The sequence below is a fragment of the Aestuariivivens marinum genome (assembly GCF_022662175.1).
Taxonomy (GTDB): domain Bacteria; phylum Bacteroidota; class Bacteroidia; order Flavobacteriales; family Flavobacteriaceae; genus Aestuariivivens; species Aestuariivivens marinum.
This window is the reverse complement of the sequence record NZ_JAKMCR010000001.1, coordinates 636,380-650,696: the sequence shown is the minus strand read 5'-3', so window position 1 is coordinate 650,696 and position 14,317 is coordinate 636,380. Positions and strand designations below refer to the sequence as shown.

Below are 14,317 nucleotides of genomic sequence, written 5' to 3'. Positions count from 1 at the left end.
CCCATGATGCTACAAAAGAAAAGAATATTAACCTCAATCTTATTTTTATTAATAAGTATGGTTTGTATGGCGCAAAAGGATGTGCCGCCGCCGCCGCCGCCTACGCCCCCTGTAGGTCTTTCTGTAGGTTTGGATGCAATATTTCTTTTAGTGTGTGGGCTTTTTTATGGCATTAGAAGTTTGATGCTTAAAATTAAATAGCATACTTAGATTTTATTAAGAGAAATAAGTTTTGTCACATATTTTCCTAAAACATCAAATTCCAAATTTACTATCGATCCAATAATAAATGTATTAAAATTAGTGTGCTCATAAGTGTAAGGTATTATGGCTACACTAAACATATTGGTTTTAGAATTTACAACCGTTAGGCTTACTCCATTTACGGTTATGGAGCCTTTTTCAATGGTAATATTATTTAGTGAGCTATCGTATTCAAACGAGAAAATCCAACTACCATTGTCAGACTCTATATTTGTACACATTGCAGTTTGATCTACATGTCCTTGAACAATATGCCCATCTAGTCGATCGCCAAGTTTCATGGCGCGTTCTAAGTTTATTTTATCGCCTATACTTAAGTGTTTTAAATTAGTTTTTTCAAGAGTTTCGTTAATGGCGGTAACAGTATAGCTATTGTCTTTTATTTCAACTACGGTTAGGCACACCCCATTATGAGCGACACTTTGGTCAATCTTTAGGTCAGATGTTATGTTGCTTTCAAGAGTAATATTAAGGTTTCCTTTTTCATGGATCAGATTAGTTATTACCCCAATCTCTTCAATAATTCCCGTGAACATTATAATCTCTGTTTATTTGGTTAAATTTGCATCATCAAAATTACAAAACTTAATCATATTTAATGGAGAACGAAGAAAATATAATTGTTGGAATATCTATAGGTGATTTAAACGGAATTGGTGGTGAAATTGTTTTGAAAACCTTTGAAGATGAAAGAAGCTTAGAGTTTTGTACTCCAGTCGTTTTTGCTTCGGCTAAAGTGATGGGTTTCTTAAAGGCTCATTTCAACTCAGCAATACATTTTAATATCATTAATAGTTTTGATCAAGTTAAGCAGGGCAAGGTTAATGTATTTAATTGCTGGAAAGAACCTGTAAACATTAACTTTGGTCAAGAAGATGTTAGAATAGGAACCTATGCCGTAAAATCCTTAGAAGTAGCCGTCAAAGCATTAAAGCACAACAACATAGATGTTTTGGTTACAGCACCAATAAACAAGTACAACATTCAGTCTGAAAAATTTAATTTTCCAGGTCATACTGATTATCTAGCACAACAGTTGGAAGGAGAAAGCTTAATGTTTATGGTAACCAATGGTTTAAGGGTTGGCCTATTAACAGATCATGTGCCCGTAAAGGATATTGCTAGCCATATAACACCAAAACTTATTGAGAAAAAGATAGATATTATTTACAATTCATTAAAGAAAGATTTTAGAATAAATAAACCAAAAGTTGCTGTTTTGGGTATTAATCCCCATACAGGAGATAATGGGGTTATTGGGAATGAGGACGATACTATTATGAGACCTACATTAAAAAATATAAAGGAATCGGGTAAATTGGTTTTCGGACCTTATGCGGCCGACAGTTTTTTTGGATCGGATAATTATAAAAATTTCGATGCCATAATTGCTGCATATCACGATCAAGGTTTAATACCTTTTAAGACCTTATCTTTTGGGCAAGGGGTTAATTTTACAGGAGGTCTTAATCGAATTAGAACCTCACCAGACCATGGCACGGCATATGAAATAGCGGGAAAAGGTGTTGCAGACGAAAGCTCTTTTAAAGAAGCTATATTTACAGCTATTAAAATTTTCAGAAATAGAAGTGATTATGAATTACTTAGTTCAAATCCTTTAAAAAAAGCAACCAAAAAGATATAAACAAAAAAATGTTTATAAGTAAGGTAGCGTAAATAAAAATTTATATATTTGCAGGCTCAAAATAGATGTGATAATGAAGCCTTTGAAAGAGTTTACAATTCCATTTGTGGGGTTAAAAGTTGGAGCGCATCATTTTGAATATGACATTGAGCAAGCGTTCTTTGAACATTTTGAGTATGAAGACTTTAACGACACATGCGTTCATGTCAATGTTGTTTTAAATAAAAAGGCAACATTGCTTGAATTGCATTTTGAAGTTTCAGGAGAGGTCAATATAAATTGCGATTTAACTAACGAACCGTATAATCAAAATATTAGCAATATTTTTGATTTAGTGGTTAAGTTTGGTGACGAATATAATGATGAGTATACAGATATTCTCATTATACCACATGGAACCCATGAAATTAACATTCAGCAATACATATATGAGTTAATTATATTGGCAGTTCCTATTAAGCGCATTCATCCTGGAGTAATAGACGGAACGTTGAATTCAGACATACTTAAAAAATTAGAAGAGTTAAGTCCAAAGCCAAATAAGTTAAAGCAATCAGAAGGGGATATAGATCCTCGATGGAACACATTAAAGAAATTATTAACGGATAAATAAATTATAAAATGGCACATCCTAAAAGAAAAATCTCGAAAACTAGAAGAGATAAAAGAAGAACCCATTATAAAGCAACTGCGCCACAGATTGCTACTTGTCCTACAACAGGTGAGGCTCATTTATACCACAGAGCACATTGGCATGAAGGAAAACTATACTACAGAGGTCAAGTATTAATTGATAACTCTAAAGAAGTAGAGAATTTAGCATAAACTATAATGCTTGCATATAATAAAACGCTCACCTATGAGCGTTTTTTTTATGAAGTGCATTTAACTAAATACAAAAACACATAATTTTGTGTATTATTACACCAAAATTTAGTAGTTTTCACAAATTTTAAATGTTTTTGTCCAAATTTTTGTAAGTTTTTGGTCAAAATAACTCTAAAATTATGAGTAAAATCTCTGCGGCAATTACAGCTGTTGGTGCTTATGTACCAGACTATGTATTAACCAATCAAATTCTTGAAACTATGGTTGATACGAATGACGAATGGATTACCACTAGAACGGGTATCAAAGAACGTCGCATTTTAAAAGAAGAGGGCAAAGGCACCTCTTACCTAGCCATAAAGGCAGCCCAAGATCTTATCAATAAAAAAGGAATAGATCCCCAAACCATTGAACTTATTATTGTTGCCACGGCAACTCCAGATATGAAAGCGGCTTCAACAGCAGCGTATACTGCAGCTCAGATAGGAGCAATAAATGCGTTTTCATTTGATATGGATGCCGCTTGTTCCAGTTTTTTGTTTGGAATGTCAGTAGCGGCAAGTTATATTGAATCGGGGAGGTACAAAAATGTATTGTTAATTGGGGCCGATAAAATGTCTTCAATAATCAATTATAAAGATAGGGCAACTTGCATCATTTTTGGAGATGGAGCTGGAGCAGTTTTGTTTGAACCCAACGAAGAAAGTTTAGGGTTACAGGACGAATATCTTAGAAGTGATGGTAATGGACGTGAGTTTTTACAGGCCACTTATGGAGGCTCTGTGAACCCTATTACGCATGAAGCGATAGATCAAGGGGGGCAATATGCATTTCAAGAAGGACGTACTGTTTTTAAAAATGCCGTATTTAATATGGCAGATGCTACAGTAAAAGTTTTAGACCGTAATAATCTAACAAAAGACAATGTGGATTGGTTGGTGCCACATCAGGCAAACAAGCGTATTATTGATGCTACCGCTCAACGTATAGAACTAGAAGAAGAAAAAGTTATGGTTAATATACATAAATATGGTAATACAACTTCAGCGACATTACCATTATTATTAAACGATTACGAATCCCAACTTAAAAAAGGAGATAATTTAATTTTTGCTGCCTTTGGAGGCGGATTTAACTGGGGAGCCATTTATTTAAAATGGGCCTATAATTAATTAAACCACATAACCAATTACCAATAAACATATTATGGATATTAAAGAGATTCAAAATTTAATTAAGTTCGTTGCAAAATCTGGAGCAAGTGAGGTTAAACTCGAAATGGATGATATCAAGATTACTATTAAAACAGCAGCCGATTCTGAAACTACTATAGTACATCAAGTACCTGCGGCATCAGTACCCCAAGTAGTAGCTCCTGCACCAGCACCAGTTACTCCTGAACCCGCAGCTCCTGCGGCTCCTGACCCTGCGTCAGACGACTCAAAATACATTACTATAAAATCACCTATAATAGGAACTTTTTACAGAAAACCATCACCAGATAAACCATTATTTGTTGAAGTAGGACAAACTATAGCTGAAGGTGATGTGCTGTGTATTATAGAGGCCATGAAGTTGTTTAACGAAATAGAATCTGAAGTTTCGGGAAAAATAGTTAAGATTTTAGTTGATGATGCGTCTCCAGTGGAGTTCGACCAGCCATTATTCTTAGTAGACCCTTCTTAATGTAAAATCCCAATTTTCAATTCCCAAATGTCCAATCGTTTTGTTTTGGAATTTGTTTTTTGAATATTGAAAATTTGAAGATATTATGTTTAAAAAAATATTAATTGCCAATAGAGGCGAAATAGCCTTGCGTGTTATTAGAACGTGTAAGGAAATGGGCATAAAAACGGTAGCAGTATATTCAACTGCAGATGCGGAAAGCTTACACGTTAAATTTGCCGATGAAGCGGTTTGTATTGGACCTGCGCCTAGTAGTGAATCTTATTTAAAGATGTCTAACGTTATTTCTGCTGCTGAAATCACCAATGCAGATGCCATTCATCCAGGCTATGGATTTCTATCGGAAAATGCTAAATTTTCAAAAATCTGTGAAGATCACGGTATAAAATTTATTGGTGCATCGGCCGAAATGATTGACCGTATGGGTGATAAGGCTAATGCAAAAGCAACTATGAAAGCAGCAGGAGTACCTTGTGTTCCTGGAAGTGATGGTGTTATTAAAGATTTTGAGGAATGTAAAAAAATAGCTAAGGAAACGGGTTATCCTGTAATGTTAAAGGCTAGTGCTGGTGGTGGCGGTAAAGGTATGCGCGGTGTTTGGAAAGAAGAGGACCTTAAAGCTGCTTGGGACTCTGCTCGACAAGAAAGTAAAGCAGCATTTGGGAATGACGATATGTATATGGAAAAGCTTATTGAAGAGCCTCGACATATCGAAATTCAAATTGTGGGTGATTCCCGTGGTAAAGCTTGTCATTTGTCTGAAAGGGATTGTTCCGTTCAACGTCGTCATCAAAAGCTTACAGAAGAAGTTCCATCACCATTTATGACTTCAGCACTACGTAAAAAGATGGGAGAAGCAGCTGTAAAAGCAGCCGAGTATATTAAGTATGAAGGAGCAGGAACTGTTGAATTTTTGGTTGATAAACACAGGAATTTCTACTTCATGGAAATGAATACTCGTATTCAAGTTGAACATCCTATTACAGAGCAGGTTATCGATTTCGATTTGATACGAGAACAAATATTAGTGGCTGCAGGCGTGCCAATTTCTGGCAAGAACTATACCCCTAATTTACACTCTATTGAATGCAGGATAAATGCTGAAGACCCTTATAACGGATTTAGGCCATCACCAGGCAAGATTACAACTTTGCATGCCCCCGGAGGTCATGGTGTACGTTTAGACACCCACGTGTATTCAGGTTATACAATACCGCCTAACTATGACTCAATGATTGCCAAGCTAATTACAACTGCTCAAACTAGAGAAGAAGCGATAAGTAAAATGAAGCGTGCATTGGATGAGTTTGTCATAGAAGGTATAAAAACAACCATTCCATTCCATAGACAGTTAATGGACCATCCCGATTATTTGGCTGGTCATTACACGACCAAGTTTATGGAAGACTTCGTTATGAAAAAAGAAACAGAAGATTAGATTTAAACTCCGAAGGCAATTTCGGAGTTTTTTTTGATTAATTTCGAAGCTACTAATTAACTGTAATTCCTAAACAAGTGAATTTATCCTATTGGGAAATAAAAAGTTGGTTAACCAATATAGACTACACCGTAGTTGGCAGTGGTATTGTGGGCCTTAATTGCGCATTATCGCTAAAAGAAAGATTTCCAAAATCACGTATTGTAATATTAGAAAAAGGGATTTTACCACAAGGCGCTAGTACCAAAAATGCAGGGTTTGCGTGTTTTGGAAGTCTGAGTGAGATTTTGGATGATTTAACATCTCATACTGAAGGGGAAGTACTTGAGTTGGTAAAAAAACGTGTTCAAGGCTTACATTTACTAAGACAGAATTTAGGCGATACAACTATTAAATACCAGCAACTAGGAGGTTACGAATTGTTCAATGAAGTCGATATGGAACTTTTTGAAACCTGCATGTCGAGAATGGATGAGGTTAATCAATTACTAAAGCCTATTTTTAATCAGGATGTCTTTTGTTTAAAGGGCAATCTATTCCATTTTAAAAAGGTTAATACTCAATATATTTTTAATGCTTTCGAAGGACAGATCGACACAGGTAAAATGATGGAAGCATTACTTTTAAAAGCACAATCCAGAGGAATAAAAATATTAAATAATGTGTCCGTTTTAAGCTTTTTGGAAGATGCTAATGCCGTTAAAGTAGTTACTGACCGTTTTCAACTTTCAACATCAAAATTACTGATTGCTACCAATGGTTTTGCTTTGCAATTGTTAAATGAAGACCTTAAACCGGCCAGAGCACAAGTACTTATTACTAAACCCATAAAAGATCTACACATTAAAGGAGCATTTCATTTAGATAAAGGGTATTATTACTTCAGAAATATAGATAATAGGATTTTATTGGGAGGAGGAAGAAATCTCGATTTTAAAACAGAAGAAACTACAGTATTTGGACAAACTCTTTTAATTCAAAATAAATTAAAAACACTCTTGGCAACAACAATTTTACCCAATACACCTTTTGAGATTGATTATAGTTGGAGCGGCATTATGGGTATTGGTGCTCAAAAAAAACCTATTGTTAAGCAACTAAGTAACCATGTTTACTGTGGTGTTCGTCTAGGTGGTATGGGTGTTGCTATTGGTAGTTTAGTAGGTATGGAATTGGCTGGTTTAGTTGATTGATATGTTAAAAAAGATATACAAGTTTTTATTCAAATCGGTTATTTGGTTTATCATCCTTTCCGTTTTATGGGTCCTACTTTATAAATGGGTTCCAGTACCTGCAACACCACTTATGGCCATTCGTTATTTTGAAGCAAAGGAAACCCAAACCACTAAAATATGGAAACACCAATGGGTGGGTTTGGATGAAATCTCTAAACAGATACAATTGGCGGTTATTTGTAGTGAAGACCAAAACTTCATAAAACATAGTGGTTTTGATATTAAGGCTATTGAAAAAGCTATTGATTATAACAAAACTGGAAAACGATTAAGGGGAGCGAGTACCATAAGTCAACAAATGGCCAAGAATGTGTTTTTGTGGCCACAACGCAGTTGGTTGCGCAAAGGTTTGGAAACGTATTTCACTTTTTTAATTGAACAATTATGGTCTAAAGAGCGCATTATGGAAGTCTATTTAAATAGTATTGAAATGGGTAATGGCGTTTATGGTATTCAAGCGGCATCACAATATTGGTTTGGTAAATCGGCATCACGATTAACAAAAGATGAAGCTGCAGCAATTGCTTCCATTTTGCCAAACCCAAGGAACTATAGAGCTAATCCGCCTTCAAGTTATATACAGGGAAGAAAAGAATGGATTAAAAAACAAATGGTGTATTATGGTCATTTAAGTTATAATGAAAGTAAGTAAAATCGATATCAAAATAAAGCAAGAACTTTATAATAAGTGTCGAGATACTTTGTTATCTAGGCTAGATCTAGTTAAGGCTACCATTAAACAGCTACAGGAATCCTTATATGCTGAGACAAAGAGCACAGCGGGCGACAAACATGAAACAGGTCGTGCTATGGTACAATTGGAGCGGGAAAAAGCAGGACAACAACTTGCGGAAATTCAAAAGACTAGTGCGATTCTTTCTAAAATAAATATTGAAAAAACATCAAGAGTGATTGTTTTGGGAAGCGTAGTTTATACAAGCAAAGCAAATTATTTTATTGCCATTAGTGTTGGCGAACTAAGATTGGCCAAAGATGTGTTTTATGCCATTTCTATCCATTCGCCTATAGGACAATTACTTCTAGGGAAAACTGTAAATGACATTATAGTTTTTAGGGGAGAAAATATACAGGTCCATAAAATAATTTAAACTATTCTGAAACCATAACCCATTCTTCTCCAATGAAATTAGAGTCTTCATTTATAAGCTTAAAACCATTTTTTTTGTAAAATGATTTTAAGCCAAAATCTTCAATAGTGAGCCAAAATGGTTGATTTTTATATTTGTTTTTTAATGCACCCAACCAGCCACTGGCGATCTGTTTTCCTCGATATTTGGGTATTACAAAAATAAATCCTAAATACAGATAGCCTTTATCAAACAAGTGATTATAGGTTATTTCCAATGGAGTAGCATTTGGAGGTGTTTTTGAAAATATAATACCACCAGCTATGACCTGCCCATTACATTCAATAATATAAATGGAAGAAGAATCTCGGTAATTGTTCCATTGCGGTCCGATAATATCCTGCCAATCCTGTGGCAGAATTTTAAAAAACCTATTGGGTTTTTGGGTTCTTTTAAATAGGAATTTCATGGATTATATCTTTTGCTTCAAGCTTCGTATTTCACACCTAAAAAATATCATAACAAGCCCCAAGCCCAAAGCTTATCGGAGTCCTCAACCCATCGGTTGCCAATATCGGTACGGTAATAACTGTTGTTCACAATAATATTACTTATGCGATTTTGCATCATGCGCTGGGCGTCTTTCATGGTTACTCCCATTCCCGTTACCAAAAGCGCAATACCCGTATTGCCTGTTATTAACCATTCGTTATTTATACATTTTAAGTGTATGGGATGCACACCTTCTTTAAGTTCTTTTTTGAAAATGATTACCGAGTCTTTTGAAAACAGTTCAAAACTTTTCCTGTCCGTATAAGGAAACGGAGGCACCACAATATAAGCACCTATTTGGAAGCCTTTTTTAGTATTAAACGTAAAAGTATCGCCATTAGCAATCTTGTATATCATATTACCCAAAGATTCGTTAATTCCATCACTTTGTATGTATATTTGTGGGTAACCAAATCTGGAGGTGAATTCTAGAGGATAGATACCATTGCCGTTTACAATACAATTAATATCAATGTGACCCACAAAATTGTGTTTTGCCAAAGTGGTTTCAAACTTTTTTAAGGTAGCATCGTATATTGGGGAATCGTTGGTCCAAAACATGCTTGTTCCCATTTCACCAGTAGAAACACCTAGCTCGTTAGGAAACAGTTTTTTATGTTCGAAGGTGACATTAAGTGGTTTTATAAAGTGCTTGCCATTAAAGAAAGCTGAGACCGATACTTCAACACCGCGTACCTTTCGCTGCAATTGAAAATCTCCAAACTTATTGCCCCACGATTTTTCGTATGCCTTTAATACCCGAATTACATCCAAACCTTCATCATCACTTCCTACAAAAAGTAATTGTTTAAGATCCTGTATTTCACCACAAGGTTTTATAACATAGGCATCGGGGTTTAGTTCCACATAAGAAATGGCATCGTGAAAATTGGAGAACTCTTTAAAGGGCAAGGTTTTTATTTTATGCTTTTTAAGTTCTTGTTGTCCAAAATTGCGGTCCAACTCCAATAAATCGGTGTATTGGGAACCTCCAAAAACAAGTTTTCCAGTAGTGCGTAAGTCATCACAGATTTTACCATATCCTGTATAATCGAAAATAATGATATCGGCCCAATCGATATGTTTTTGCCAATCGTTCACTTTTTTAACAAAACCGAAACCGATTTCCCTAGATGGCTTGTCTTCGATAAATAGTTTAACTGAGTGGCCTTCCTTTTGAACTGAATATACAAGATCCAGTATTTCTCCCCACCTTGAAATAAAAAGAAACCTTCTTTTTATGGTAGGATTTTTGGCGTTATGTGTGGTTTTCAACTGCTATAAAAACAGAAATTTAATAGCACAAATGTATACTATTTAACGATTGATTGTTAGAGATACGGTTGAATTTTTTTCAAGGCTAATAGGGTGTTCAAAAAAGATCTTTTTACCCTTTAATTCGGCTTCAATTAAATAATGATTGCCTTTAAAATAAGTATGTTTAATAATCGCTTTTAAGTTGGATTTTTCAACAGCCTTAAGCTGATGGGCATAAACAATGTGATTTTCAATGATGTTGAATTCCCCAAAAAATGAAGCAATTAATGCGTTGTTGGGACTGTTATATAATTCCTGTGGCGATTGGTTTGCGATGACTTTGGTATCATGCAAAACAATCATGGTATCGGCATAGGAGATAACGTCCTCTTTGTCATGAGTAGCAACAATACAGGTTATGTTTTTATCCTTTAAATAGTTAAACAGACTACGGCGCAGCGATTGTTTTTTAAAGTTGTCAATGTGGCTAAAGGGTTCATCTAACAGCAATATTTCAGGAGCTTTGGCCAAAGCTCTGGCCAATGCCACACGTTGTTTTTGTCCACCACTTAAGGTCTTAACTTTTTTGTTTTTATATGTGGTGAGTTCTACTACTTTTAAAAGTTCGTCGATACGGTTTTGTTTTTCTTCCGGGTAGAAGTTGGATAGGAATTCACCAATATTTTCGCCTACCGAAGTAAAAGGCATCAAATCAAATTCCTGTGCTACGTATTTCATGAAATCAGGTCCTGTAATGAGGTTGAATTTTGGCCCGAGAATTTCATGATTTTTCCAAAACATTTGGCCTTCATCCAGATCGTATGTGCCGTATAGCAGTTTAAGTAAGGTACTTTTCCCAGAACCGCTTTGGCCAATCACAGCCAGATTTTCACCTGATTTTAAGTTAAATGAAATGTTCTTTAAAACAGGTGTTTTTTTATAGGAAAAAGAAAGGTTGGTTACGGTGAGCATAGCAATCCAATAAAAACACAGTCGGAAAGTTAAGGTTTGCCCCTAACTGTGCTTAAAATGCAACATGTTAATTAGTCTTTAAAATTTTCCATTTTACTTGGTAGAACACGATAACCCATATTATATAGTGTAAATCCAAAAACATCGGCATACTGTTCTATGGTTTTGCTTACAGGAGTTCCAGCACCATGCCCCGCATCAGTTTCTATACGGATTAAGGTTGGATTATCCCCAGTTTGCTTGCTTTGCAATTCAGCAGCAAATTTAAAGCTATGGGCTGGGACGACCCTGTCGTCATGATCCCCAGTAGTCACTAAAGTCGCGGGGTATTCTACACTTGTTTTTACATTATGTAAAGGTGAATACCCTTTTAGGTATTCGAACATGGCTTTATTATCTTCAGCTGTTCCATAATCATAAGCCCAACCAGCACCTGCGGTAAAGGTATGGTAACGCAGCATATCCAAAACCCCAACAGCCGGCAAGGCCACTTTAGCTAAATCGGGGCGTTGGGTCATAACGGCACCTACCAATAAACCACCGTTTGAGCCACCGCGTAAAGCCAAATAGTCTGATGATGTGTAGTTGTTTGCAATTAAGTATTCACCTGCAGCGATAAAATCATCAAATACATTTTGTTTTTGCAGTTGTGTGCCTGCGATGTGCCACGCTTTCCCATATTCGCCACCGCCACGTAAATTAGGAATGGCCAAGATACCACCCTGCTCCATCCAAACAGCGTTGCCTATACTAAACGAAGGGGTAAGGCTAATATTGAAGCCGCCATAACCATATAAAATGGTTGGGTTTTTCCCATCGAGTTCCAAACCTTTTCTATGGGTAATCATCATGGGGATTTTGGTGCCGTCCTTTGAAGCATAAAACACTTGTTTACTCTCATAATCATCACTATTAAAGGCTATTGATGGCTGCCAATAAGTTTCAATATCTCCAGTATCAACATTCATTTTATAAATGCTGGAGGGCGTTTTGTAATTGGTAAAGTAGAAGTAATCTGTTTTTTCTTCTTTTTTACCTCCAAAACCGCTAATAGTACCCAATCCTGGCAGTTCTACATCTCTTACCAAGGTACCATCGTAATTGTATTGCTTAACCTGTGAAATGGCATGGACCATATAATGTGCAAAAATATAACCACCACTAGTTGAGGGGGTTAAAACATTATCGTTTTCAGGGATAAGGTCTGCCCAATTTTCTGGAGCAGGGTTTGAAGCATCCGTTGTAACAATTTTTTTATTAGGGGCATTTAAATTTGTTACTAAAAATAATTTACTGCCCTGATTGTCCAACAAGTAGGTGTCGCTATCGGTATGGTTTAAAACGGTGATAAAATTACTGTTTGGTTTGGAAAGATCTTTTAGAAACAGTTTGTTTCCAGATGTTGAAACCCGAGGAGTGATAACAAGATATTTGTCGTCTTCGGTAACCATAGCATAAATATAACGATGCTTCTCTTCGGGCGTTCCTCCAAAAATGAGCTGATCCTCACTTTGTGGCGTTCCCAGTTTGTGATAATATACTTTATGCTGGTCAGTTTTAGCGGATAATTCACTGCCTTTGGGTTTATCGTAACTGGAATAGTAAAAGCCTTCATTTTTGTACCATGATATTTGCGTAAATTTTACATCCACGAGGGTATCTTCAATAAGTTCTTTGGTTTCGACATCCATAACCAAAATTTTTCGCCAATCACTTCCCCCTTCAGATATGGAATAAGCTAATATTTTTCCATTTTTAGAAAAACTCATACCATCAAGCGAGGTGGTACCATCTTCAGAAAAGGTGTTGGGGTCTAAAAACACTTCCGTTTCACCATTGCCAACTTTTTTTCTGTAATATACACTTTGGTTTTGCAAACCATCATTTTTAGAGAAATAGGTATAATCACCTTCAGTAAAGGGAGCACTTACTTTTTCGTAATTCCACAGGCTCGATAAACGTTCTTTTAATGCTTCACGAAAGGGAATGGTTTCCAAATAACCATGAGTTACCCTATTTTGGGCTTTAACCCAAGTTTCGGTTTCTGTACTTCTATCATCTTCTAACCAGCGGTAAGGGTCTTTTACTTCAATTCCAAAATAGGTATCTATAGTATCTACCGTTTTAGTTTCTGGGTAACTTACAACCATTGTGTTTTTTTCTGTTTTACTTTCTTTACAAGCCAACAAAGTGCCAAGGACAAAAAGGCCAATTACTAATCTTTGCATATGTTCTCTTTTTATTCAATCAAAAGGGTTAAATATATTTGTTGAAAGAGCCTCAAAAATACATAAATGATTTTGAAGAATTTACCATTAAGTTAAAAAGGCAGATTCTATTATCTTTGGAGTAAATTGATACAAACTGAAAATGATTAGAAAAAACATTTTATTGACATTGATATATTTGTTCTGTTTCAACATGTTTTCCCAACCAGAAGTTACAGTTAATGAACTACGGGCACATATATCCTATTTAACTATGGATATTAATGAAGGGCGATTGCCAGGAGGGCATGCCAACAGACAAGTGGTTAGGTATATAAAAAACGAATTTAGAACTTTTGGGTTGAATGCTTTTAAAAATGGATTTAAGCAAAAGTTTACTGCACAATTAAAGGTTGATAAAGGCAAGCCTGAAAAAGAAGTTAAAACATGGAATGTTGTTGGTTTTTTAGAAGGGAACGATCCTATTTTAAAAAAGGAATACATTGTTTTGGGCGCCCATTATGATCACTTAGGGTTTGGTGGTCCGTCATCAAAATCTGATAAACGTGGTGTAGTTTACCATGGGGCAGATGATAATGCGAGTGGCACTTCTGCCTTACTTGAAATAGCCGAATATATTGCTTCTCATAAAAGTGAACTAAAACGCAGTGTGATTTTTGTGGCATTTGGCGCCGAAGAGCAAGGTTTATTGGGGAGTAAATATTTTGTAAACCATCCACCAGTACGGTTGACACAAATAAAGTTGATGATCAATATGGATATGCTTGGAAGGATGAATGACGAAAAGCATGTATATATGGGTGGAGCAGGAACCTTTCCCAATGGAGTAGACTTTATGAAAAACTTAGGGGAATCTTTAGGACTTACACCTATTGTCCATGCTGGTTCGATTGGCGGGTCGGACCACGTGTCGTTTTACAAAAAGAACATCTCAGTTTTAGGGATGCATACGGGTGGGCACGAGCAGTACCATACGCCCGAAGACACGATTGACTTAATTAATTTTGAAGGACAAAAACAGATTTGTGAGTATATTAGTAAGGCTATTTTAGAGAAAGCATCAACAGATGATCCATTGTATTTTATCTATCAGGAGTAAAAGCAAAAACTCCTAGCATTTGGCC

General features: G+C 35.8%; 15 protein-coding genes. 10 read left to right on the top strand and 5 right to left on the bottom strand.

The window, feature by feature from the left end:
• Positions 1-206: 206 nt before the first annotated feature.
• The gene (locus tag MR053_RS02770) at positions 207-800 is read right to left on the bottom strand and encodes a riboflavin synthase (protein WP_242130948.1); all 594 of its coding nucleotides are present in this window, start codon (positions 798-800) and stop codon (positions 207-209) included.
• Between the two features lie 62 nt (positions 801-862).
• On the opposite strand from MR053_RS02770, the gene pdxA reads away from it, so the two are divergent.
• The 9 genes from pdxA (at position 863) to MR053_RS02725 (ending at position 8,205) form a co-directional block, all read left to right on the top strand.
• Positions 863-1,909: a 4-hydroxythreonine-4-phosphate dehydrogenase PdxA gene (gene pdxA / locus MR053_RS02765; RefSeq protein ID WP_242130947.1), complete on the top strand. Its 1,047-nt coding sequence runs from the start codon at positions 863-865 to the stop codon at positions 1,907-1,909.
• Between the two features lie 73 nt (positions 1,910-1,982).
• Positions 1,983-2,522, top strand: coding sequence for a YceD family protein (locus MR053_RS02760; RefSeq protein ID WP_242130946.1), 540 nt, complete (start codon positions 1,983-1,985; stop codon positions 2,520-2,522).
• 8 nt (positions 2,523-2,530) lie between these two features.
• Positions 2,531-2,734, top strand: coding sequence for a 50S ribosomal protein L32 (rpmF, locus tag MR053_RS02755; RefSeq protein ID WP_242130945.1), 204 nt, complete (start codon positions 2,531-2,533; stop codon positions 2,732-2,734).
• Between the two features lie 182 nt (positions 2,735-2,916).
• Complete coding sequence (locus MR053_RS02750) at positions 2,917-3,909, top strand: beta-ketoacyl-ACP synthase III (protein ID WP_242130944.1); 993 nt, start codon at positions 2,917-2,919, stop codon at positions 3,907-3,909.
• Positions 3,910-3,943: 34 nt separating this feature from the next.
• On the top strand, positions 3,944-4,423 hold the full coding sequence (gene accB / locus MR053_RS02745) for an acetyl-CoA carboxylase biotin carboxyl carrier protein (RefSeq protein WP_242130943.1): 480 nt from the start codon (positions 3,944-3,946) through the stop codon (positions 4,421-4,423).
• Between the two features lie 85 nt (positions 4,424-4,508).
• A complete protein-coding gene (accC, locus tag MR053_RS02740) occupies positions 4,509-5,861 on the top strand; it encodes an acetyl-CoA carboxylase biotin carboxylase subunit (protein WP_242130942.1) in 1,353 nt (450 codons plus the stop codon).
• 77 nt (positions 5,862-5,938) lie between these two features.
• Complete coding sequence (locus MR053_RS02735; protein WP_242130941.1) at positions 5,939-7,054, top strand: NAD(P)/FAD-dependent oxidoreductase; 1,116 nt, start codon at positions 5,939-5,941, stop codon at positions 7,052-7,054.
• A gap of 1 nt (position 7,055) precedes the next feature.
• Positions 7,056-7,748: a monofunctional biosynthetic peptidoglycan transglycosylase gene (gene mtgA / locus MR053_RS02730; RefSeq protein ID WP_242130940.1), complete on the top strand. Its 693-nt coding sequence runs from the start codon at positions 7,056-7,058 to the stop codon at positions 7,746-7,748.
• On the top strand, positions 7,735-8,205 hold the full coding sequence (locus tag MR053_RS02725) for a GreA/GreB family elongation factor (protein ID WP_242130939.1): 471 nt from the start codon (positions 7,735-7,737) through the stop codon (positions 8,203-8,205). The genes mtgA and MR053_RS02725 overlap by 14 nt, the downstream gene beginning before the upstream one ends.
• 1 nt (position 8,206) lies before the next feature.
• Here MR053_RS02725 and MR053_RS02720 read toward each other — a convergent pair whose 3' ends face one another.
• From MR053_RS02720 to MR053_RS02705, 4 genes are all read right to left on the bottom strand, one after another.
• Entirely contained in the window at positions 8,207-8,653 is a 447-nt protein-coding gene (locus tag MR053_RS02720) for a GNAT family N-acetyltransferase (protein ID WP_242130938.1), read from the bottom strand.
• Between the two features lie 47 nt (positions 8,654-8,700).
• Entirely contained in the window at positions 8,701-10,011 is a 1,311-nt protein-coding gene (locus MR053_RS02715; RefSeq protein ID WP_242130937.1) for a phosphoribosylamine--glycine ligase, read from the bottom strand.
• A gap of 42 nt (positions 10,012-10,053) precedes the next feature.
• Positions 10,054-10,965 carry an ABC transporter ATP-binding protein gene (locus MR053_RS02710; RefSeq protein WP_242130936.1) on the bottom strand — a complete coding sequence of 304 codons (912 nt, stop codon included), beginning with the start codon at positions 10,963-10,965 and terminating at the stop codon, positions 10,054-10,056.
• 71 nt (positions 10,966-11,036) lie between these two features.
• A complete protein-coding gene (locus MR053_RS02705; RefSeq protein WP_242130935.1) occupies positions 11,037-13,193 on the bottom strand; it encodes a prolyl oligopeptidase family serine peptidase in 2,157 nt (718 codons plus the stop codon).
• Positions 13,194-13,335: 142 nt separating this feature from the next.
• On the opposite strand from MR053_RS02705, the gene MR053_RS02700 reads away from it, so the two are divergent.
• Positions 13,336-14,292, top strand: a complete 957-nt coding sequence (locus MR053_RS02700) for a M28 family metallopeptidase (RefSeq protein WP_242130934.1) — start codon at positions 13,336-13,338, stop codon at positions 14,290-14,292.
• Positions 14,293-14,317: the final 25 nt, after the last annotated feature.

Bases quoted from the DNA above. Each gene is read 5' to 3' on its own strand.
- MR053_RS02770 (WP_242130948.1), bottom strand. From the start codon at position 800: ATGTTCACGGGAATTATTGAAGAGATTGGGGTAATAACTAATCTGATC.
- pdxA (WP_242130947.1), top strand. From the start codon at position 863: ATGGAGAACGAAGAAAATATAATTGTTGGAATATCTATAGGTGATTTA.
- MR053_RS02760 (WP_242130946.1), top strand. From the start codon at position 1,983: ATGAAGCCTTTGAAAGAGTTTACAATTCCATTTGTGGGGTTAAAAGTT.
- rpmF (WP_242130945.1), top strand. From the start codon at position 2,531: ATGGCACATCCTAAAAGAAAAATCTCGAAAACTAGAAGAGATAAAAGA.
- MR053_RS02750 (WP_242130944.1), top strand. From the start codon at position 2,917: ATGAGTAAAATCTCTGCGGCAATTACAGCTGTTGGTGCTTATGTACCA.
- accB (WP_242130943.1), top strand. From the start codon at position 3,944: ATGGATATTAAAGAGATTCAAAATTTAATTAAGTTCGTTGCAAAATCT.
- accC (WP_242130942.1), top strand. From the start codon at position 4,509: ATGTTTAAAAAAATATTAATTGCCAATAGAGGCGAAATAGCCTTGCGT.
- mtgA (WP_242130940.1), top strand. From the start codon at position 7,056: ATGTTAAAAAAGATATACAAGTTTTTATTCAAATCGGTTATTTGGTTT.
- MR053_RS02725 (WP_242130939.1), top strand. From the start codon at position 7,735: ATGAAAGTAAGTAAAATCGATATCAAAATAAAGCAAGAACTTTATAAT.
- MR053_RS02720 (WP_242130938.1), bottom strand. From the start codon at position 8,653: ATGAAATTCCTATTTAAAAGAACCCAAAAACCCAATAGGTTTTTTAAA.
- MR053_RS02710 (WP_242130936.1), bottom strand. From the start codon at position 10,965: ATGCTCACCGTAACCAACCTTTCTTTTTCCTATAAAAAAACACCTGTT.
- MR053_RS02705 (WP_242130935.1), bottom strand. From the start codon at position 13,193: ATGCAAAGATTAGTAATTGGCCTTTTTGTCCTTGGCACTTTGTTGGCT.
- MR053_RS02700 (WP_242130934.1), top strand. From the start codon at position 13,336: ATGATTAGAAAAAACATTTTATTGACATTGATATATTTGTTCTGTTTC.